Origin of the sequence: Trueperella bernardiae (assembly GCF_001469025.1) — a bacterium.
GTDB classification, from domain to species: Bacteria; Actinomycetota; Actinomycetes; order Actinomycetales; family Actinomycetaceae; genus Trueperella; species Trueperella bernardiae.
Genome location: NZ_LNIZ01000005.1, coordinates 119,660 through 139,534 on the forward strand (window position 1 = coordinate 119,660; position 19,875 = coordinate 139,534).

The following is a 19,875-nucleotide window of genomic DNA, read 5'->3' on the forward strand; positions in this document are numbered from 1 at the left end:
GTGGCAGATTATTACGACGTCCTCGGGGTGGGCCGGAACGCGACCCAGGCCGAGATCAAGAAGGCCTACCGGAAGAAGTCCCGCGAACTGCACCCCGACAACCCCAACGGCGGGTCCACGGAGAAGTATCAGGAGGTCAACAACGCCTACGAGGTGCTCTCCAACCCGGACAAACGCAAGATGTACGACATGGGCGGGGAGGACGCGCTGCGCGGCGGGGCCACCTACAGCCCGGGCTTCGAGGGCTTCCAGGACATCTTCAATACCTTCTTCGGCGGGGGCAACACACGCCGCGGCCCGGCCTCGCGCGCCCGGCGCGGCCAGGACACGCTCGTGGCCGTCCACCTCAGCCTCGACGAGGTGGTGTTCGGCGCGGAGAAGACCATCAACCATGAGGCCGTGGTCGAGTGCCCGCACTGTCACGGGCAGATGGCCGAGCCGGGCACTGAGCCCGTACCGTGCACGAACTGCGACGGCACCGGCTCCGTCCAGCAGGTCACCCAGTCGCTGTTCGGCCAGGTCATGTCACAGACGGTGTGCGGGCGCTGCCAGGGATATGGCACGATCATCGTCACCCCGTGCGGGGAGTGCTCGGGCGAGGGCCGCATCCGCGCCAGCCAGCCCGTCACCATCAAGGTTCCCGCGGGCGTAGACGATGGGATGCGCATCCGCCTCCAGGGCCGCGGCGACGCCGGCCTGGCGGGCGGCCCGGCGGGTGACTTGTTCGCCCAGGTCCAGATCGAGCCCGACCCGGTCTTCACCCGTTCCGGGGATGACCTGCTATGTACGTTGCAGGTGCCGATGACGGCGGCCGCGCTCGGCACCACGCTCGAGATCGACACCTTCGATGGGGAGCAGACCATCTCCCTCGACCCGGGCACGCAGGCCGGCCACGTCGAAACCCTGCGCGGCCTGGGCGTGGGCCGCCTCCACCGCGGCGGGCGCGGCGACCTCAAGGTCCAGGTCCAGGTGGTCACCCCCACCAAGCTCGATGCCCGCCAGCGCGAGCTCCTCGAACAGTTCGCCCACGAGCGCGGGGAGGAGACCGGCGAGCTGGTCGACTCCAGCCAGTCGGTGTTCGGGCGCATCTGGGATCGGCTCTCGGGCCGATGACTTTACCGGTCTACATCGATCCTGACCTCGCCGATACCGAGCAGGTCATCCTCACCGGGCCCGAGGCCCACCACGCCGCCGTCGTACGGCGCACGAGCGTGGGCGATCGGATCGACGTCGTGAACGGGGACGGGCTGCGGGTGACGATCGAAGTCGACGTCGTCGGCAAGGCTGAGGTCTGCGGCCGCCGGCTCGCCTCCGTTCAAGAGGAGCTGGCGCGCCCGCGCATCACTCTCGTCCAGGCGCTCGCTAAGCGCGGACACGACGAGCAAGCGCTCGAAACCTGCACCGAGTACGGCGTGGACGCCTTCATCCCGTGGATGGCCGAGCGTTCGATCGTGCGCTGGAGCGGGGACAGGGCCGAGAAGGGCCGGGCGCGGCTTGCCGATGCCGTCTGGGCGGCCACGAAGCAATCCCGGCGTGCCTTCCTCCCGCAGATTCACCCCCTCCACACCTCCGGCCAGCTCGCCGCCGCGATCCGCGAATTCGACGGGCTCACGGTTGTCTGCCATGAGGAAGCAACCGCGCCGCTGGCCGACCTGCTGCCGATCGAGCGCGACGTCATGATCGTCGTCGGGCCCGAAGGCGGCATCACGCCCGCCGAACTCGAGATGTTCGCCGGCGCCGGTGCCACCCCCGTCCTGCTCGGCAACCACGTCATGCGCTCGGCGACGGCGGGGGCGTGGGCGGCCGCCGTCGTCACGGCATACCGCTAGAATGAAAACGATGGAAGTTACCAAAACTGTCACCGTCCCCGACCGCGTGCCGATGATCAACATCCTCGGCCACAGGGACGAGGTGTTGCGCGCACTCGAAAAGGGGCTGGCACCGGCCACCCTCCACGTCCTCGGGCAGGGCATCACGATCAACGGCGAGCAGGCCGACGTCGAGCTCGCGGCCGAGCTCATGAGCGAACTCATCTCCGTGGCCGCCACCGGCGAACACATGACCGTGGACGCGGTGGAACGCGCGCTCGCTATCATGCGATCGGGGCTGGCCAAGCCCACTGACCTGCTGAGCACCGACATCCTCACCAACCGGGGCAAGACGATCCGGCCCAAGACCCTCGGGCAGAAGGCCTACGTGGACGCGATCGACGAGGCCACGATCACGTTCGGTATTGGCCCGGCCGGAACGGGCAAGACCTACCTGGCGATGGCGAAGGCCGTGGTGGCCCTCCAACGCAAGGAGGTCTCGCGCATCATCCTCACCCGCCCGGTGGTGGAGGCCGGCGAGTCGCTGGGCTTCCTGCCCGGCTCGCTGAACGACAAGGTCGATCCGTACATGCGCCCGCTCTATGATGCGCTGTACGACATGATTGACCCGGACGCGATCCTCAAGCTGCTGGCGGCCGGCACGATCGAGGTGGCGCCGCTGGCCTACATGCGCGGGCGCACCCTGTCGAACGCGTTCGTCATCCTCGACGAGGCGCAAAACACCACGCCGGAGCAGATGAAGATGTTCCTCACGCGCCTCGGCTTCCACTCGAAGATGGTGGTAACGGGCGACCTGACCCAGGTGGACCTGCCGTCGAAGAAGACCTCGGGCTTGGCGCTCGTGCGCCGGATCCTGCGCGACGTGGACAAGATCAAGTTCATTGAGTTGGGATCGGCCGACGTGGTGCGCCACCGGCTGGTGGCCGACATCATCGACGCCTACGCACGATATGACGCCGAGTGAGGAAAATGATTGAGGTAAACGACGAATCGGGTTTCGAACCGGCGGTGGGCGTGACGGAGGTCAGCGAGCTGGCCTCCTACGTGCTCGAGCAGATGCGGGTGCACCCGCGCGCTGACCTGTCGGTGATCTTCGTAGACGAGGCAGCGATGGAGCAGCTACATCTGGAGTGGATGGACCTGCCCGGCCCCACCGACGTGCTGTCCTTCCCGATGGACGAGATCCGCCCTGCCCCGCTCGGCACCGAGCCCAAGCCCGGGATGCTGGGCGACATTGTGGTGTGCCCGGCGGTGGCGAAGCGGCAGGCCCTGAAATCGGGGCATGCCACGATGGAGGAGATCTTGCTCCTCGTCACCCACGGTATCTTGCACCTGCTCGGCTACGATCACGCCGAGCCGGAGGAGAAGGAGGAGATGTTCGACCTCCAGCGCCGCCTGCTGCTCACCTTCCTGGCGCGCAAGCCGCACGATTACGGCTCGGGGAACATCGACGACATCGCTCCGACGGTCGACGATGATTGAGTCCGAAGTCTCGCTCACCCTGGCCAGTGTGGTGGCGATTGTTGCCCTGCTCGGCACGATCCTCACCAACATCACGCTCCAGGCTCTGCACACAATCACGCACCCGCGCGTGCGCCAGGCGATCGAGGAGGGCAACGCGGGGGAGCACCTGGCCCGGATCTACGAGCGGCGCCCGGCCACATTGGCGGCGGTCACGGCCGTCCACAACGTATTCCTCATGCTGCTCGGGCTGGGCGTGTTCACCCTCATCACGGATTTCGTACATGCCGCTTGGCTCGTGTGGATCGTGACGCTCGTTGTCGCCGTGCTCGCGCTCATGGGCACGGGCCTACTCCTGCCCGCGCACCTCGGCGCCAAATACCCCGTCCAGGCGCTGCGGGTGGGCGACGCCGTGCTGTGGCCGCTCGCCCGGCTCGGCTCGGTGTTCGTCACCCGGCGCGAGACGGCGGAGGAGGAACGGGAGACGAGGTACGAGGACGAGCTGCAGGTGATGGTGGAGCGCGTTTCGGAGTCCGAGGTGCTGGAGGACGACGAGCGCTCGATGCTGCACTCGGTTTTCGAGCTGTCGCACACGATCGTGCGCGAGGTGATGGTGCCGCGCACCGACATGATCTCGATCGACGCGACGGAGGATCTGGACCACGCCATCTCGCTCTTCACCCGCTCGGGCTTTTCCCGCGTGCCCGTAATTGGCGAGTCCTCCGACGACCTGCTGGGGGTTGCCTACCTTAAGGACGTGGTGCGCCGCATCCACCGCCGCACCGACACCGAGGGCCTCCTGGTGAGCGACGTCATGCGCGAGGCCCAGTTCGTGCCCGAGTTCATGCTGGCCGACGACCTGCTGGCCCACATGCAGGCCACCCAGAACCACATCGCCTTCGCGGTGGACGAGTGGGGCGGCATCGCCGGCCTCGTCACGATCGAGGACCTGCTCGAGGAGCTGGTGGGCGAGATGGTCGACGAACACGACCGGGCTCTGCCCGAGGTGGAGCAGATCGACGACGGCGTCTTCCGCGTCCCGGCCCGCATGCCGATCGACGAGGTGGCCGAGCTCTTTGGCATCGATGTTGACGACGACGACGTGGAGTCGATCGGCGGTCTTCTTGCGAAGGGTTTGGGTAAGATACCCATCTCAGGATCGGAGGCGACGATCGCCGGCTTGGTGCTAGCGGCGGACCGGTTCGAGGGTCGCCGCAAGCGGCTGGTGAGTGTCATTGTGAAAAGAGCGCAGGATGAAGATGAGTGAGTTTGAGGATTTCCGGGCCGGATTCGTCTCGGTGGTCGGCCGCCCGAACGCGGGTAAGTCGACGTTGCTGAACGCGATGGTGGGCACGAAGATCGCCATCACCGCCGATCAGCCCGAGACCACACGCCGGGTGATCCGGGGCATCGTCCAGCTGGAGGCGGGCCAGCTCATCGTGGTGGACACCCCCGGGCTGCACCGCCCCCGCACGCTCCTGGGCGAGAGGCTCAACGACATGGTGGGGGAGGCGCTATCCGATGTGGACGCCGTGGCCCTGTGCATGCCGGCCGACGAGCCGACCGGCCCGGGCGACCGCTTCCTGCTTGACCTGGTGAAAAAGACTGGCGCGCCGATCCTGGCCGTCATCACGAAGATGGACAAAGTGACGAAGGACGCGCTGGCCGAGCGCATCATCGAGATCTCCCAGATGCACGAGTTCGCTGAGATCGTGCCCGTGTCTGCCGTGGCCGGCGAGCAGGTGGGCCTGCTGGCCAGCCTTCTGCTCGAGCGCATGCCGCTCAGCCCACCCCTGTACCCGCGCGATTCTGTGACGGATGAAACAGAGGAGGATCGCATCGCCGAGCTCATCCGCGAGGCCGCGCTGGTGGGCGTGCGTGAGGAGCTGCCGCACTCGATCGCGGTCGTCGTCGACGAGATGGAGGAGCGGCCGCGGCGCGAGGGGGAGCCCGTGCTGGCGATCCACGCGAGCCTGTACGTAGAGCGTGAGTCTCAGAAGGGCATCATCATCGGCCGGGGCGGGGCGCGCCTGAAGCGGGTGGGGCGCTCCTCGCGCGAGTCGATTGAGGCGATGCTCGGCCGCCAGGTCTACCTGAACCTTTTCGTCAAGGTGGCCAAGGATTGGCAGCGCGACCCGAAGCTTTTGGGGCGGCTCGGCTTTTGATCAGTTTACGTGCGCGCAAGCCCTCACTCGTCCTGCTGTGGGTGCTCGCCGTTCTGGTTCTTGGCACGTGGGGTGCGTGGGCGGGGCCGAACTGGAACCCGCAGCCGATGACGAACCTCATCGCGCCCGAAACCGCGGACACGGCCATCGTCTCCTCCTCGCGTACCGTGCCGCTTGACACGTACGAGGTGGCGACGTCGGTGCACGACGTCGCCATGGAGGACGGCACCACGATCGAGTTGACACTGCGCGAGCCGGTGGGGGTGAAGGGACAGAGCCCTGGCGTCGTGTTCCTGCACGGCACGGGCACATCCTCGCACGAGGCCTTCGAGGAGCACGCCCAGTGGCTGGCCTCCGCCGGGATCGTGACGGCAGTCCCGGACAAGCTGCTCGAGCACTACACCACCTTCGAACGCGACTACCTGGGACTCGCCCGCGGGTATGAGACGGTGGCCGAGTGGCTGCGCGATCAGGACTCGGTCTACGCTCGTGACGTGGGCTACTACGGAGAGTCCGAGGGCGCGCTCGTTGCGCCCGTGGCGGTTGCCGATGACGCCGAGGCGGCCTTCCTCATCCTCATCTCCGACCCGGCCATGCCGATCCGCGACCAGGGGGCGCTCGCCGCGGACGCCTACCTGCGCAACGTGGGCGTACCACCGGTCATCTACCAGGGCATCCCGCGCCTCATTACGGGCGCGATCGCAGCGGGCGACTTCCAGTACGCCACGTTTGACCCGCGCCCCTACCACAAGCAAATCACGGTGCCGGTGATGATGGCCTACGGCACCCACGACCTGTCGATGCCGATCGTGCAGGGCCCGATCGAGGTGGGGGAGAGCCTGCAGGAGGCGGGCAACAACGATCTGTTGGTGCGTTACTACGAGGGTGCCGACCACGGGCTGCGGATCGATGGCGAGCTGCAGGCCCGCCCCTTCCAGGACATCGCGAACTTCATCAACGGCCTGCCGTCTTCGGCCCGGCTCAGCCCGAAGGTGGCGGGTGCCCAGCCGCACCAGGCCTTCACGGCGCAGACGCTTGACACCCCGCGCTGGTTCGGTTCGGGGACCGCGATGTTCGCGATCCTCGCCTCGGGCCTCATGCTCACCGTGATCGGATCGCTACTCCTGCTGTCGGGCCACTTTGGGATCGGGGCGCGGCAGAACTATCAGCGCGTGGGACGCCCGATCCTCATCAGCGCCGTGCTGGTGACGCTCACGTGGGTGGCCTTTCTCGCCTACCTCGTGGCGATCGCGACCTTGGCGCTGAGCTACGAGACGAACCGGTGGGTGGTCCAGGGCGGGATCCTCGCGGTGGAACTCTTGGGCCTTGCCGCGGTGTACTTCCTCGTGCGCGCGCTTGCCACGTGGCACGCCCACCCGATGCAGACCCGGCGGGCGGGGGCGGACTTGCGCGTGATCTTCACCGGGCAGATCCTCCTCCTGTTTGCCCTGGCCTACTGGGGCATCTACCCCTCGCCGTTCTTCTAGAGTGCCCGCGCTCGGCGTAGGATGAGGGCAGGAGGGCAGGAGGGCAGGCGTGAGCAGGAGATTGACCGCAAGAATGGTGTGCGTGAGCGACACCGGCGCCGTCCGTGCGCGCAACGAGGACCGTTATCTGGCTCGCCCCCGGCTGTTCGCGGTGGCCGACGGCATGGGCGGGCACGCACTGGGCGACGTCGCGGCGCAGTACGCCGTGGACATGCTGGCCGAGGTGGAGGGAGACCTCGAAAGTGAGGCGGCAGCTGTCATCTCGGAGGCGCTGGCCCGGGCTGCGGAGGCGATCACGGTGCACGTGGAGGGCGAGTTTTTCGACACCCAGACCTCGCTGCTTAACCTTGGCCCCACCGCCGGCACCACGGTGGCGGGCGTGTACCTGGGCGAGGTGCCGCTCGTGTTCCACGTGGGCGACTCGCGGGTGTACCGATACCGCGCCGGCGACCTGGAACGTCTCACGCACGACCATTCGATGGTCCAGGAGATGGTAGACGCCGGTCAGATCACCGACGACGAGGCGCACGTGCACCCCCAGAAGAACATCATCACCCGGGCTGTGGGCACCTACGGGCCGCCGGACGTGGAGTTTCGCCGCGTGGCGTTGCACGACGGCGACTTCGTGCTGTGCTGCACCGACGGGTTACACGATGAGCTAACCGACTATGAGATCGCGATGATCTTGGCCAAGGCGGTCAACATGGATGAGGCCGTCCACCTGTTGCGTGATGAGGCGCTGGCCGCGGGCGGGCACGACAACGTCACCATCGTGCTCGCGCAGGTGCGCGGAGAGGCCTAGCCGCCCACAACGTGGAATATCGCTTGCGCGCGGGTAGGGCGCCGGTAGGGTAGTGCCATGTTCACGCTCCTGCTTAGGTGCCGCGGCGAGGTCACTGGCTGACACCTCTCCGCGGGTTTTCGTGTTGGCTAACCGTTTACACAACTTTGGGAGAGACCATGAAAACAGCAGGCTTTGGAACGCAGCAGCAACCCACCCCGATGCCGATCGCGAAGTACCGTCATTTCCTTGACTCCAACCCGGTGAGCCTTCCGGATCGCACGTGGCCGAACAACCGAATCACGAAGGCCCCGCGTTGGCTGTCCACCGACCTTCGTGACGGCAACCAGGCGCTTATCGACCCGATGGACCCGGCGAAGAAGCGCAAGATGTTTGACCTGCTGGTGGCGATCGGGCTGAAAGAGATCGAGGTGGGCTTCCCGGCGGCGTCGAAGGCGGACTTCGATTTCGTGCGCTCGCTCGTGGAGGATGACGCGGTGCCCGAGGACGTGACGATCTCAGTGCTAACCCAGAGCCGGCCGGAGATTATCCACCGCACGGTGGACGCCCTGCAGGGCCTGCCGCGTGCTACCGTGCACCTCTACAACGCCACCGCCCCGGTGTTCCGCGATGTCGTGTTCAACATGAACCGCGAGCAGATCAAGCAGCTCGCCGTCGCCGGCTCTCAGGACCTCGTGTCCTACATGGAAAAGAGCTTCGACGACCACACGATTGTGGGCTTGGAGTATTCGCCAGAGATCTTCGTGGACACCGAGCTCGACTTCGCGCTCGAGGTGTGCGAGGCGGTCATGGACGTGTGGCAGCCCGGCCCGGACCGGGAGATCATCCTCAACCTGCCTACCACCGTGGAGCGCTCCACCCCGAACGTGTACGCCGATCAGATCGAGTGGATGAGTCGCAACCTCTCCCGGCGCGAGCACATCGCCCTGTCGGCCCACAATCACAACGACCGCGGCACGGGGGTGGCCACCACCGAGTTGGCCCTGCTCGCCGGCGTCGACAGGGTGGAGGGATGCCTGTTCGGCCAGGGCGAGCGCACCGGCAACGTGGACCTGGTGACCGTGGCCCTCAACCTCTTCTCCAACGGGATCGACCCCCAGCTCGACCTGTCGAACCTGGACGAGATCCGCCGCACTGTTGAACACTGCACCCAGATGGAGGTCCCGCCCCGCACCCCTTACGGCGGCGACCTCGTTTACACCAGCTTCTCCGGCTCCCACCAGGACGCCATCAAGAAGGGCTTCGCCTCCCGCGCCCGCAAGGTTATCGCCGCCGGCGGGGACGAGAACGCGGTGCTGTGGGAGATGCCCTACCTGCCGATAGATCCGAAGGACGTGGGCCGGTCCTACGAGGCCGTGGTCCGCGTCAACTCCCAGTCCGGCAAGGGCGGGGTGGCTTACCTCCTGTCCTCTACGCGAGACCTGGACCTGCCGCGCCGCCTCCAGGTGGAGGTGTCCAACCTTGTCCAGCACCGCACGGACGTGATCGGCGGGGAGGTCACGGCCGACGAGCTGTGGAAGATCTTCGTGGACGAGTACCTGCCCTACACCGCGGCCGAGGGCCTGCGCCCCTGGGGCCGCTACTCCCTGCGCGGCACTACGGTCACGACGGCGGACGAGGGCCACCAGACCGTCCTCACCGTCACGCTGTCCGAACGCGACGGCGATGAGGTGAGCGAGTCCACGGTGGCTGCCACCGGTAACGGCCCGATCGACGCCTTCACGGCCGCGCTCGCCAAGCTCGGCATCGACGTCGGGGTGCTTGACTACGCCGAGCACGCCCTGTCGTCGGGCGGGGACGCCACGGCCGCCTCGTACGTCGAGTGCGAGATCGGCGGCCAGGTGATGTGGGGCGTGGGCCTCGACCCGTCCACCGTCACCGCCGCCTTCAAGGCCATCGTGTCTGCCGTCAACCGCGCCCTGCGCTAGAGCGGCGGCCCGGGCCCCTATAATGGGGCGCATGAAGACCTACCGTGACGATGCGATCGTGCTTCGCTGCCATGACCTGGGCGAAGCCGATCGCATCATCACGATGCTCTCCCGCCACAACGGCAAGATCCGGGCGGTGGCCAAGGGCGTGCGGCGTACCAAGTCCCGCTTCGGGGCGCGCGTGGAGCCCTTCTCCATGATCGATGTCCAGCTCTACCGCGGCCGCACCCTCGATACGATCACCCAGGTCGAATCCCGCAACCAGTACGGGCGCACCCTCGTCGCAGAATACGACGCGTACACGTGTGCCTCCGCCATGCTTGAACTTGCCGACCGCCTGACCGACGACCACCCCGAACCCGCGCAGTTCTCCCTCCTCCACGGGGCGCTCCACGCGCTAGCGACCGGCGCCCACGCGCCGACGCTCGTGCTGCACTCCTACATGCTGCGCGCGATGTCGCTGTCGGGCTGGGAGCTGGCGGTCTTCGAGTGCGCCAAGTGCGGCGCGCCCGGCCCGCACGAGGCCTTCCACGTCCACAGCGGCGGGGCGGTGTGCGACGACTGCCGGCCGCCGGGCGCCACGATCCCGTCGGTGGAGGCCTGGCAGCTCATCGGCGCGCTGAGCGTGGGGGACTGGTCGATCGCGGACGCCTCGGGGAGCGCCGCGCGTCGTCAAGCGGCAGCCCTCATCGGCGCGTTCGTGCAGTGGCAGCTGGAATCGAAGATGAAGTCGCTTGCGCTGGTGGGCGCGGAAGGGGGAGGCCATGGCTGAGGCGAGGCACGTGGCCATTGTCATGGACGGCAACGGGCGATGGGCGAACGCCCGGGGTCTGCCGCGCACGGAGGGCCACCGGGCGGGCGAGGACGCGCTCATGGACGTGATCTCCGGCGCGATTGAGGCCGGGGTCGAGGTGCTGTCCGTCTACGCCTTTTCCACGGAGAATTGGCGGCGCTCCCCTCGCGAGATCGCCTTCCTCATGAACTATTCGCGCGACGTCATTCGCCGCCGCCGCGAGGAGTTGCGCTCGTGGGGCGTGAAGGTGGTGTGGTCGGGGCGCCAGCCACGGCTGTGGCGCTCGGTCATCAACGAACTTCAGGCGGCCGAGCGCTACACGGCCGACTGCGACACGATGATCCTCAACTTCTGCTGTAACTACGGCGGGCGCAACGAGATCGCGGACGCCGCGATGGAGCTGGCCTACGACGTGCGGCGCGGGGTGGTCGAGCCCCACCAGGTCACCCCGGAGCTGCTCGGGCGCTACATGTACCAGCCCGACCTTCCCGACGTTGACCTCTTCATTCGCACCGGCGGTGAGCAACGCACGTCGAACTTCCTCCTCTGGGAGTCCCCGTACGCGGAGATGATGTTCGTGGACGAGCCGTGGCCGGACTTTGACCAGCATTCGTTGCGCGCCTGCCTCGATCGATTCGCCGGGCGCGAGCGGCGTTTCGGCGGCGCGGTCGACGCGGTGGCGGGGGAGTGACGCCCCCGGGGCCGGGCTCCCGATAGGTGGGCGGGCCAGGCGTTTGCGGTGCTCACGGCGTACACTGGCCGCATGCTACAACGACTTGATTTTCGTGGGCGCAACCTCACGCGGGCGGAGCTGGCCGCGAGCCTTCCGCGGGCGAGCGTGGACATCGACGCCGCGCTTGAGGCCGTGCGCCCGATCATCGAACGGGTGAGGCGCGAGGGCGCGGCCGCGTTACGCGACCTGGCCGAGCGTTTCGACGGCGTGCGCCCCGAGAGCCTGCGCGTGCCGCAGGAGACGATCGACGACGCCGAAGCCCGGCTCATGCCCGAACTGCGCCACGCTCTCGAGCTGTCGATCGAGCATAACCGGGCCGGCCACCGCGCTCAGCTACCCACCCCGGCGCAGACGGTGATTGTGCCGGGTGGCGTGGTCCGCCAGCGCTGGATCCCGGTGGAGCGCGTGGGCCTGTACGTGCCCGGCGGGCTGGCTGTCTACCCCTCCTCCGTCATCCACAACGCGGTGGCCGCGCAAGTGGCGGGCGTGTCGCAGATCGCGCTGGCCTCGCCGCCGCAGAAGGAGTACGGTGGCCTGCCCCACCCTACGATCCTCGCTGCGTGCAAGCTGCTCGGCATCACCGAGGTCTACGCCGTGGGCGGGGCCCAGGCGATCGCCATGTTCGCCTACGGCGCCGCCGGATCCGAGGAGGCCGACGGGCCGGTGCTGTGCGAGGCGGTCGACGTTGTGACGGGGCCTGGCAACATCTTCGTGGCCGCCGCCAAGCGTGCCGTCCATGGGGTGGTGGGCATCGACGCCGAGGCCGGCACCACCGAGATCGCGATCATTGCTGACGCCGGTGCCAACCCGCGCTACGTGGCCGCAGACCTCCTGTCCCAGGCCGAGCACGACCCGGCCGCCGCCTCCGTGCTCATCACGGACTCCGAGGACTTCGCCGACGCCTGCGAGGCCGAGCTCGCGGCCCAGGCGGCTGCGACGAAGCACGCCGAGCGGGTGGACACCGCGCTGCGCGGCCCCCAGTCCGGGATCGTGTTGGTGGATGACATGGCGGCCGCCGTGCGGGTGGCCGACGCCTACGGGGCCGAGCACCTCGAGATCCAGACGGCGAACGCCCGGGAGGTGGCCGGCCGCATCCGCAACGCCGGGGCGATCTTCGTGGGCCCGTACTCGCCGGTGCCGCTTGGGGACTACATGGCCGGCTCCAACCACGTGCTGCCCACGGGCGGCACCGCCCGCTTCGCGGCGGGGCTCAACGTGTTCGCCTACATCAAGCCCGTCCAGGAGATCGAGTACGAGCGGGATGCGATGGCCTCCATGGCCGGGCCGCTCACGGCGCTCGCGCTGGACGAGGACCTGCCCGCCCACGCCGACGCTCTGAAGGTGAGGCTCTCATGAAGCTGCCGCTGCGCCCCGAGTTCGTGGGCGAGGTGCCCTACGGCGCTCCCCAGATGGAGTTGCCGGTGGTGCTCAACACGAACGAAAACCCTTACCCGCCGGCGCCCGAGGTGGTGGCGGAGATCGCCGTGCGCGTGGCCGAGGCCACCGCGTCTCTCAACCGCTACCCGGACCGCGAGGCCTTCGCCCTGCGAGCCGATCTCGCCGGCTACTTGGCTGCCGAATCGGGCGTGAGGCTCGCGCCGGAACAGGTGTGGGCGGCGAACGGCTCGAACGAGGTTATGGCTCAGTTGCTCACCGCGTTTGCCGGCCCGAGCCGCACGGTGCTGACCTTCACCCCGTCGTATTCCATGTACCCCGAGTACACCCGTAACGTCTACGGCCGCTTCGTCGCTGTGGAGCGGGGAGCGGACTTCGCGATCGACGTGGCCGCCGTGCCCGCGCAACTGCAGGTCTACCGCCCGGCCGTCGTGTTGCTGGCCTCGCCCAACAACCCTACGGGCACCGCGCTCGACCCTGCCGACCTCCGTGCCATCCTCGAGGCGAGCGCGCAATCGGGGCCGGAGGGCGCGGCGAGCGTCGTCGTCGTGGATGAAGCCTACGGGGAATTTCGGCGCGACGGCGTGCCGAGCGCCCTCGAGCTGCTGGGGCGCTACCCGAACCTGGTGGTGACGCGCACGATGTCGAAGGCTTTCGGGGCGGCCGGCCTGCGCCTCGGATACATGGCCGCCAGCCGCGAGATCGTGGACATGGTGCGGATCGTGCGCCTGCCCTACCACCTGTCAGCTGTGAGCCAGGCTGCCGCCCGCGCCGCGCTCGCCCACCGCGCCTTGCTCATGGAGCAGGTGGGCCAGATCCGCGCCGACCGCGACGCGCTGGCCGCCGAGCTTCGCCAGATGGGTTTGCAGGTGGCGGACTCGGATGCAAACTTCGTCATGTTTGGTACCTTTGAAGACCGGCACGCCGTGTGGCAGCGCCTTGTGGACCGGGGCGTCTTGATCCGCGAGGTCGGACCGGCCGGCTGGCTTCGCGTGACGGTGGGGCAGCCGAAGGAGAACGCTGCTTTTGTTGAGGCACTGAAGGAGGCACGATGACTCGCCAAGGAATGGTGGAGCGTACCACGTCCGAATCCTCGATCCGGGTGAAAATTGACCTGGACGGGACGGGCACGTCCCACATCGACACGGGCGTCCCGTTCTACGACCACATGCTCACCGCCCTGTCCAAGCACTCGCTCATCGACATCGACGTCGAGGCGCGCGGGGACGTGGAGGTCGACGTGCACCACACCGTGGAGGACACCGCGATCTGTCTCGGCCAGGCGCTGCGCCAGGCGCTGGGGGATAAGAGCGGGATCGGCCGTTTCGGCGACGCCGTGGTGCCGCTTGACGAGTCGCTCGCTCGGGCCGTGGTGGACGTGTCGGGCCGGCCGTACGTCGTGCACCGTGGCGAGCCCGCGGGCCAGGAGTACCACCTCATTGGAGGGCACTTCACGGGCGCGATGACGCGCCACGTGTTCGAGTCCTTCGCGATGAACGCCGGCATCTGCCTGCACGTGGAGCTGCTCTACGGGCGCGACCCGCACCACATCGTCGAGGCCCAGTTCAAGGCGCTGGCCCGGGCGCTGCGCGCCGCCGTGGAGCCCGATCCGCGCGTGAGCGGCGTGCCCTCCACCAAGGGGGCCCTGTGAGCTCGCGCCGATTCGTCGTCCTCACCCCCTTCGGCCAGCCCGACATCGTGGCCGGCATCCTGCGCCTGCGCGGGCTGGATGCCCGGGTGATCGCCACGAACTCAGGCGTGTGCGTGGTACATGACGTGGCCGTGCCCGCCTTCACCGACTGGGACATCGCCGAGCTCCTCGGCGGGGAGCCCGAGCCCGCGCAGGGCGAGCCCGCCAACGTCGCTGACGACCCGGATAACCTCGCCGGCCCGCTCTCGGCGCTATCCGAGTTCGGCGTGGTGCTGCTGACGGCCGAGCTGGGCGACGACGTCGGCTCCGAGGCCGGTCTGTCCGGCATGGTAACCGGCGTGCGCTACCTGGGCGGCCTACGCGGTGAGGAGGTCCAGGCCGGAATCTTGCTCAACACGCTCGACCCGAAGGTGGAGAGCCTGGTCATCAACGGCGCGGCGGGTGAGGGCATCTCCTCGATGGACCTGAGCCTGGCCGACGTCGAGCGCATCCTCGGTGGGGCGCCTAAGATCGATGCCGCCGACGACTCCGACGGCGAGGGCGTGCGATGATCGCGGTCCTCGACACGGGCGGCAACGTGCGCTCGGTGGTGCGCGCCCTGGAGAAGGTGGGCGCGCGCGTGGAGCTCACCACCGAGCCGGCCATCCTTGAGGACGCCGACGGCCTGGTGGTGCCGGGCGTGGGCGCGATGGCCGCCGTCATGGATAAGGTTCGCGCGGCGGGAGCTGACCGGATCATCGAGCGCAGGCTCGCCGGTGGGCGGCCCGTGCTCGGCATCTGCGTGGGCCTTCAGATCATGTTCGATCACTCCGCCGAGCACGGGGGAGCGCGCGGTCTCGCCCAGTGGCCGGGGAGCGTGGACTTGCTACCGGCTCCGATCGTGCCGCACATGGGCTGGTCCAAGGTGGAGGTGCCCGAGGGTTCGGCACTGTTTGACGGGATTGAGAACGAGCGCTTTTACTTCGTCCACTCCTACGCCGTCATGTCCGACCCGGCGGCCGAGCTGGCCGGCGGGCACTTCGCCCCGCCGCTGGTCACCTTCGCCGAGCACGGCGCGCGCTTCGTCGCCGCGGTCGAGAACGGCCCGCTGACCGCCACCCAGTTCCATCCCGAAAAGTCCGCCGACGCCGGGTTGCGCCTCCTGCGCAACTGGCTCGATATGAAAGGTAGCCATGTCTAAACTCGAACTTCTCCCCGCCGTCGACGTCGTCAACGGCAAGGCCGTGCGCCTCAACCAGGGCAAGGCTGGCACCGAGCAGGAGTACGGCGATCCGGCCGACGCCGTGGCCCTCTTCGTCGATCAGGGCGCGGAGTGGATCCACCTGGTGGACCTCGACGCGGCCTTCGGGCGCGGCTCCAACCACGAGCTGCTGTCCCGGATCGTGGGTGAGCAGAAGGACGTGAAGATTGAGCTGTCGGGCGGCATTCGCGACGACGCCTCGCTCGCCCGTGCCATCGAGGCCGGCGCCACCCGCGTCAACCTGGGCACGGCCGCGCTGGAGGACCCGGAGTGGACCAAGCGCGCGATCGCCGAGTACGGTGAGCGCGTGGCTGTGGGGTTGGACGTACGCGGGGACGTGCTCTCGGCCCGCGGCTGGACGCGCGACGGGGGCAACCTGTGGGAGGTGCTCGCCCGCCTCAACGACGACGGGTGCGCCCGCTACGTCGTCACCGACGTCACGCGCGACGGGATGCTCGAGGGCCCGAACCTCGAGCTGCTGCGCAAGGTGTGTGAGGCCACGGATCGCCCGGTGGTCGCCTCCGGCGGCGTGTCGAACCTGGATGACATCGCGGCGTTGCGCGAGCTGGTGGAGCTCGGCGTGGAGGGCGCGATCGTGGGCAAGGCGCTCTACGCCGGGGCGTTCACCCTGCCGCAGGCGCTGGAGATTGCGGGCGAGCGGTAGATGGCCGACCTACGCCGCATCCTTTCGCCCAACCCCTTTGCCGACGACGACGGCTCCATCACCCCCGAGCTCGCCGCGGCCTACGCCGAACCCGAGCACGCCCGCGTAGCGGCGATTGTGGCCGCGCTCGGCCGGGTGATCGTGCCCGTCCTCCCGCACGCGCACCCGGGCCGCGACGGCGCCGGGATCGCCGCCCACGCGCCGGCCCCCACCGATCCGCTCGAGTGCCCGGACGACGACCTGGTGCGCGTGGAGTTTCCGGGTGGGCGGCAGGCCCTGCCGATCTTCTCCTCGGCCTCAGCCTTGCGTGCGTGGAACGATGAGGCCCGTCCCGTGCCGGTTGAAGTGGCGAAGGTCGCCTCGGCGGCTCTGGAACGAGCCGACGGCGTGCTTGTGCTCGACCCGGGCAAGGACCAGACCTGGCTGGGGCGCAGCGCCACCGCCGCGCTCGCCAGCAATACCCCGTGGGTGGCGCCCTGGGACGACCCGGAGATCCCCCGCAGGATCACGCTTGGGATTGACGGCTATCTGCCGGGCCTGGAGAAGATCGGGGTCCAGCCGGGGCAGAACGGCTCGGCCGTCGTCGTGCTCTACCTTATCCCGCCCGTGGACCGGGATAAGGTCGTCAACATCGCCCACACCGTGGCCGCGGCGATGGGAAGCGACCCGTACGTCAAGTCGCGCCTGGACGTGGTGGAGATCCGGCCGTTCTTTGCGGGAGCTTAGGTGGGCAAGCTCACGGGGCGCGTAGCGTGAGCGGATATAGCGGAGCGTGGCGGCCCCTGATACACTACTAGGCGACCACCACCGGCGAATGCCGGGATGCAAGCGGAGAAATCCCACCTCGAGTTCCCACAGGGGGCCGGGTTTTTGGTGAAGGTGGGCGTATGCCCCTTTTCCTCGGGATACTCCGTGCGCATTGCACGTCGAAGTAAGAAGAGGAACCGTTATCAACGAGCCAAGAATCAACGATCGAATTACCGTTTCCGAGGTACGTCTAGTCGGGCCGGGCGGTGAACAGGTCGGCGTCGTTCGCGTTAAGGATGCCCTGCGCCTCGCCCAGGAAGCTAATCTCGATCTTGTTGAGGTGGCACCCAACGCCAATCCGCCAGTGGCCAAGCTGATGGACTACGGCAAGTTCAAGTACGAAGCCGCGCAGAAGAAGCGCGAAGCTCGCCGCAATCAGGCCAATACCCAACTCAAGGAGATTCGCCTGAGCCTGAAGATTGACAAGCACGATTACGACACGAAGGTCTCGGCCATCAAGAAATTCCTTGATGGGGGAGACAAGGTCAAGATCCAGCTTCGCTTCAAGGGCCGCGAGCAGCTGCGTCCGGAGATGGGTGTGCGCCTCATGGAGCGTATTGCGAACGACACTGAGGAAAACTCCACCGTGGAGTCTGCCCCTCGCGTCGATGGTCGCAACATGGTGATGGTGCTTGCTCCTATTCGTCGCAAGTCGCAGGCCAAGTCCGACCAGCGCCGCAGGCGTGAGGCAGAGCGCGCAGCTCACCGCGCCGATTCGCGCCGCGCCCGGCAGGATGCCGCCTCCGATGAGCAGGCTGAGACGGCAGCGAACTAGTCAAGAAAGAATACGAATAATGCCTAAGATGAAGACCCACTCGGGTGCTAAGAAGCGCTTCCGCGTCACCGGTAGCGGCAAGCTCATGCGCGAGCAGGCGGGCAAGCGCCACCTTCTCGAGCACAAGTCCTCGCGTCGTACCCGCCGCCTGTCCTCGGACCAGCCGGTGGCCCAGGCCGACGTCAAGCCCACCAAGCGCCTTCTTGGCATGTAAGGAGTAGAGATGGCTCGCGTAAAGAATGCACTGAACTCCAAGAAGTCCCGCCGTACCACGCTTGAGCGCGCCAAGGGCTACCGCGGCCAGCGCTCGCGCCTGTACCGCAAGGCCAAGGAGCAGGTTACCCACTCATTCGTCTACAACTACCGCGACCGCAAGGTGCGCAAGAATGAGTTCCGCAAGCTGTGGATCCAGCGCATCAACGCTGCGTGCCGCGCCGAGGGCATGGTCTACTCGCGCTTCATGCAGGGCCTGTCGCTGGCCGGCATTGAGGTTGATCGCCGCATGCTCGCCGAGCTCGCGGTGAATGACCCGGCCGCCTTCAAGGCGCTTGTCGACGCCGCCAAGGCCGCCCTTCCGGCGGACGTGAACGCTCCGGCGAACAAGTAACGCACTCATTGTGGCGGGCCCCGAGGTTTTCGGGGCCCGCTTCACTGATTTTGCGCTGGTACCATGAAGGAAAAACGGAGGAACCGTGGAAATTATTGAACCGGCCATGCAGGCCACGGCCATTGAGGGCCTTTACGTCATCACGCCGAAGCAGGTCACGGACGAACGCGGCACAATCCGTGAGCTAGTGCGCAGGTCCTGGCTGGAGGAGCGCGGGCTGGTGAGCTCGTTTGCCCAGGCGAACAACACGCTCACGCACAAGGGGGCCGTGCGCGGCCTTCACGCGGAGGCGATGACGAAGCTGGTCACGGTGGTCTTCGGGCGGGTCTTCGGCGCCTACGTGGACATCCGCGAGGGCTCGGCCACGCGGGGCCAGGTGGTGACCGTGGAGATCACCCCGGGCACGATGGTGCTGGTCCCGCAGGGCGTATGCAACGGCTTCCAGGCGCTGGAGGAGTCGGAGTACCTCTACTTCTTCGACCGGGAGTGGACGGCGGGGATGCCGGGCTCGGCGCTGGCCCCGCTTGATCCGGAGCTGGGCATCGAGTGGCCGATCCCGGTCGACGTCGATAACCGGGCGATGATCTCGGAAAAGGACTTGAACGCCCCGCGGTATTCCGCGGTGAGGGGAGCGTAGGTGCCGCGCCGCTTCGAGGGCCTAACGGGCCAGGCGAAGAAGGTTGCCGGCCTGCAGTCGCGCAGGAACCGGGAGCGCTACGGCCAGATCCTCGTGGAGGGCCCGCAGGCGGTGCGCGAGGTGCTTGCGCGCCCGGAGCTTCGCGACCTGTACGTCACGGAGGAGGGCCTCGCTCGTCACCCTGACCTCGACTCGCTCGCCCAACGGGTCGATCCGTACACGCACGTGCTGTCCGAGGCGGACTTCGCGCGCCTGTCGACGTCGGCCCAGGGCTGGCTCGCGGTGGCGGACGTGCCCGGCCAGCCGTCGTTGGCCGACGTGCTTGGGCGTGCGCCGCGGTTGCTGGTGTGCCTGGCGGAGTCGGCCGACCCGGGCAACCTCGGCACGGTCATCCGCACCGCCGACGCCGCGGGCGCTGACGCCGTGCTGCTCGGCCCGGGCTCAGTGGAGCTGTTCAACCCCAAGGTGATCCGCTCCTCAGCAGGGTCGGTTTTCCACCTGCCGATCCTCTCGGTGGCCGTGCAGGAGGCGGTCGGAGCGGCGCGCGCGGCCGGCATCCAGGTGCTGTGCGCGGACGGGAGTGGGGAGCGCGATTTGGCACAGGCCATGGTGTGCCCGGGCGATTTTTCACGGGTGGACGGCGCCGGGTCGCAGGTCCTAGATCTTGCGTCCCCCACGATGTGGCTGGTGGGTAACGAGGCCCACGGGTTCACGCCCGCCCAACTGGAGCTGGCTGACCATAGGGTGCGAATTCCCATGTGGGGCGCGGCGGAATCGCTGAACGCGGGCGTGGCGAGCTCGCTGTGCCTGTACGCCAGCGCACTGGCGCAGCGTGCGGCCGAGGCCCGCTGAGAAAGAACGCTTTAAGGGACGAAGGTCCCCGCGGCCGGGTGCGCCGTCC

23 protein-coding genes are annotated in these 19,875 nt (G+C 67.9%); all 23 read left to right on the forward strand.

Annotated elements, in window-relative coordinates:
• The 23 genes from dnaJ to AQZ59_RS06310 all read left to right on the forward strand — a co-directional run bounded on the left by dnaJ (position 1) and on the right by AQZ59_RS06310 (position 19,826).
• Positions 1–1,113: a molecular chaperone DnaJ gene (dnaJ, locus tag AQZ59_RS06200; protein WP_062613805.1), complete on the forward strand. Its 1,113-nt coding sequence runs from the start codon at positions 1–3 to the stop codon at positions 1,111–1,113.
• Positions 1,110–1,829: a 16S rRNA (uracil(1498)-N(3))-methyltransferase gene (locus AQZ59_RS06205; RefSeq protein ID WP_062613806.1), complete on the forward strand. Its 720-nt coding sequence runs from the start codon at positions 1,110–1,112 to the stop codon at positions 1,827–1,829. The genes dnaJ and AQZ59_RS06205 overlap by 4 nt, the downstream gene beginning before the upstream one ends.
• Before the next feature lie 10 nt (positions 1,830–1,839).
• Positions 1,840–2,793, forward strand: coding sequence for a PhoH family protein (locus AQZ59_RS06210; protein WP_082661194.1), 954 nt, complete (start codon positions 1,840–1,842; stop codon positions 2,791–2,793).
• Positions 2,794–2,798: 5 nt separating this feature from the next.
• A complete protein-coding gene (gene ybeY, locus AQZ59_RS06215) occupies positions 2,799–3,311 on the forward strand; it encodes an rRNA maturation RNase YbeY (protein WP_062613808.1) in 513 nt (170 codons plus the stop codon).
• The gene (locus AQZ59_RS06220; RefSeq protein ID WP_062613809.1) at positions 3,304–4,557 is read left to right on the forward strand and encodes a hemolysin family protein; all 1,254 of its coding nucleotides are present in this window, start codon (positions 3,304–3,306) and stop codon (positions 4,555–4,557) included. Before ybeY ends, AQZ59_RS06220 begins: the two co-directional genes overlap by 8 nt.
• Positions 4,544–5,455 carry a GTPase Era gene (gene era / locus AQZ59_RS06225; RefSeq protein ID WP_236698681.1) on the forward strand — a complete coding sequence of 304 codons (912 nt, stop codon included), beginning with the start codon at positions 4,544–4,546 and terminating at the stop codon, positions 5,453–5,455. The genes AQZ59_RS06220 and era overlap by 14 nt, the downstream gene beginning before the upstream one ends.
• On the forward strand, positions 5,452–6,942 hold the full coding sequence (locus AQZ59_RS06230; RefSeq protein ID WP_062613810.1) for an alpha/beta hydrolase family protein: 1,491 nt from the start codon (positions 5,452–5,454) through the stop codon (positions 6,940–6,942). The genes era and AQZ59_RS06230 overlap by 4 nt, the downstream gene beginning before the upstream one ends.
• Positions 6,943–7,024: 82 nt before the next feature.
• Positions 7,025–7,744 (forward strand): PP2C family protein-serine/threonine phosphatase, encoded by a 720-nt coding sequence (locus AQZ59_RS06235; RefSeq protein WP_062613811.1) that lies wholly within the window; start codon positions 7,025–7,027, stop codon positions 7,742–7,744.
• A 158-nt stretch (positions 7,745–7,902) separates the two neighbouring features.
• The gene (gene leuA / locus AQZ59_RS06240; RefSeq protein WP_062613812.1) at positions 7,903–9,672 is read left to right on the forward strand and encodes a 2-isopropylmalate synthase; all 1,770 of its coding nucleotides are present in this window, start codon (positions 7,903–7,905) and stop codon (positions 9,670–9,672) included.
• A 31-nt stretch (positions 9,673–9,703) separates the two neighbouring features.
• On the forward strand, positions 9,704–10,444 hold the full coding sequence (gene recO, locus AQZ59_RS06245; protein ID WP_062613813.1) for a DNA repair protein RecO: 741 nt from the start codon (positions 9,704–9,706) through the stop codon (positions 10,442–10,444).
• Entirely contained in the window at positions 10,437–11,156 is a 720-nt protein-coding gene (gene uppS / locus AQZ59_RS06250; RefSeq protein WP_082661195.1) for a polyprenyl diphosphate synthase, read from the forward strand. Before recO ends, uppS begins: the two co-directional genes overlap by 8 nt.
• Before the next feature lie 72 nt (positions 11,157–11,228).
• Positions 11,229–12,554 (forward strand): histidinol dehydrogenase, encoded by a 1,326-nt coding sequence (gene hisD, locus AQZ59_RS06255; protein WP_062613858.1) that lies wholly within the window; start codon positions 11,229–11,231, stop codon positions 12,552–12,554.
• Entirely contained in the window at positions 12,551–13,648 is a 1,098-nt protein-coding gene (locus AQZ59_RS06260; RefSeq protein ID WP_062613815.1) for a histidinol-phosphate transaminase, read from the forward strand. Before hisD ends, AQZ59_RS06260 begins: the two co-directional genes overlap by 4 nt.
• Entirely contained in the window at positions 13,645–14,244 is a 600-nt protein-coding gene (hisB, locus tag AQZ59_RS06265) for an imidazoleglycerol-phosphate dehydratase HisB (RefSeq protein ID WP_062613816.1), read from the forward strand. The genes AQZ59_RS06260 and hisB overlap by 4 nt, the downstream gene beginning before the upstream one ends.
• The gene (locus tag AQZ59_RS06270) at positions 14,241–14,795 is read left to right on the forward strand and encodes a hypothetical protein (RefSeq protein WP_062613817.1); all 555 of its coding nucleotides are present in this window, start codon (positions 14,241–14,243) and stop codon (positions 14,793–14,795) included. The genes hisB and AQZ59_RS06270 overlap by 4 nt, the downstream gene beginning before the upstream one ends.
• A complete protein-coding gene (gene hisH / locus AQZ59_RS06275) occupies positions 14,792–15,424 on the forward strand; it encodes an imidazole glycerol phosphate synthase subunit HisH (protein ID WP_062613818.1) in 633 nt (210 codons plus the stop codon). Before AQZ59_RS06270 ends, hisH begins: the two co-directional genes overlap by 4 nt.
• Positions 15,417–16,148 (forward strand): bifunctional 1-(5-phosphoribosyl)-5-((5-phosphoribosylamino)methylideneamino)imidazole-4-carboxamide isomerase/phosphoribosylanthranilate isomerase PriA, encoded by a 732-nt coding sequence (priA, locus tag AQZ59_RS06280; RefSeq protein ID WP_062613819.1) that lies wholly within the window; start codon positions 15,417–15,419, stop codon positions 16,146–16,148. The genes hisH and priA overlap by 8 nt, the downstream gene beginning before the upstream one ends.
• The gene (locus AQZ59_RS06285; protein WP_062613820.1) at positions 16,149–16,874 is read left to right on the forward strand and encodes an SseB family protein; all 726 of its coding nucleotides are present in this window, start codon (positions 16,149–16,151) and stop codon (positions 16,872–16,874) included.
• 193 nt (positions 16,875–17,067) lie between these two features.
• Positions 17,068–17,730 carry a translation initiation factor IF-3 gene (gene infC, locus AQZ59_RS06290; RefSeq protein ID WP_201783164.1) on the forward strand — a complete coding sequence of 221 codons (663 nt, stop codon included), beginning with the start codon at positions 17,068–17,070 and terminating at the stop codon, positions 17,728–17,730.
• 19 nt (positions 17,731–17,749) lie between these two features.
• Positions 17,750–17,944: a 50S ribosomal protein L35 gene (gene rpmI, locus AQZ59_RS06295; protein ID WP_062613821.1), complete on the forward strand. Its 195-nt coding sequence runs from the start codon at positions 17,750–17,752 to the stop codon at positions 17,942–17,944.
• A gap of 9 nt (positions 17,945–17,953) precedes the next feature.
• Positions 17,954–18,337, forward strand: coding sequence for a 50S ribosomal protein L20 (gene rplT / locus AQZ59_RS06300; RefSeq protein WP_062613822.1), 384 nt, complete (start codon positions 17,954–17,956; stop codon positions 18,335–18,337).
• Positions 18,338–18,422: 85 nt separating this feature from the next.
• Positions 18,423–18,974, forward strand: coding sequence for a dTDP-4-dehydrorhamnose 3,5-epimerase family protein (locus AQZ59_RS06305; protein WP_201783165.1), 552 nt, complete (start codon positions 18,423–18,425; stop codon positions 18,972–18,974).
• The gene (locus tag AQZ59_RS06310) at positions 18,975–19,826 is read left to right on the forward strand and encodes a TrmH family RNA methyltransferase (protein WP_068538987.1); all 852 of its coding nucleotides are present in this window, start codon (positions 18,975–18,977) and stop codon (positions 19,824–19,826) included.
• Positions 19,827–19,875 lie beyond the last annotated feature (49 nt).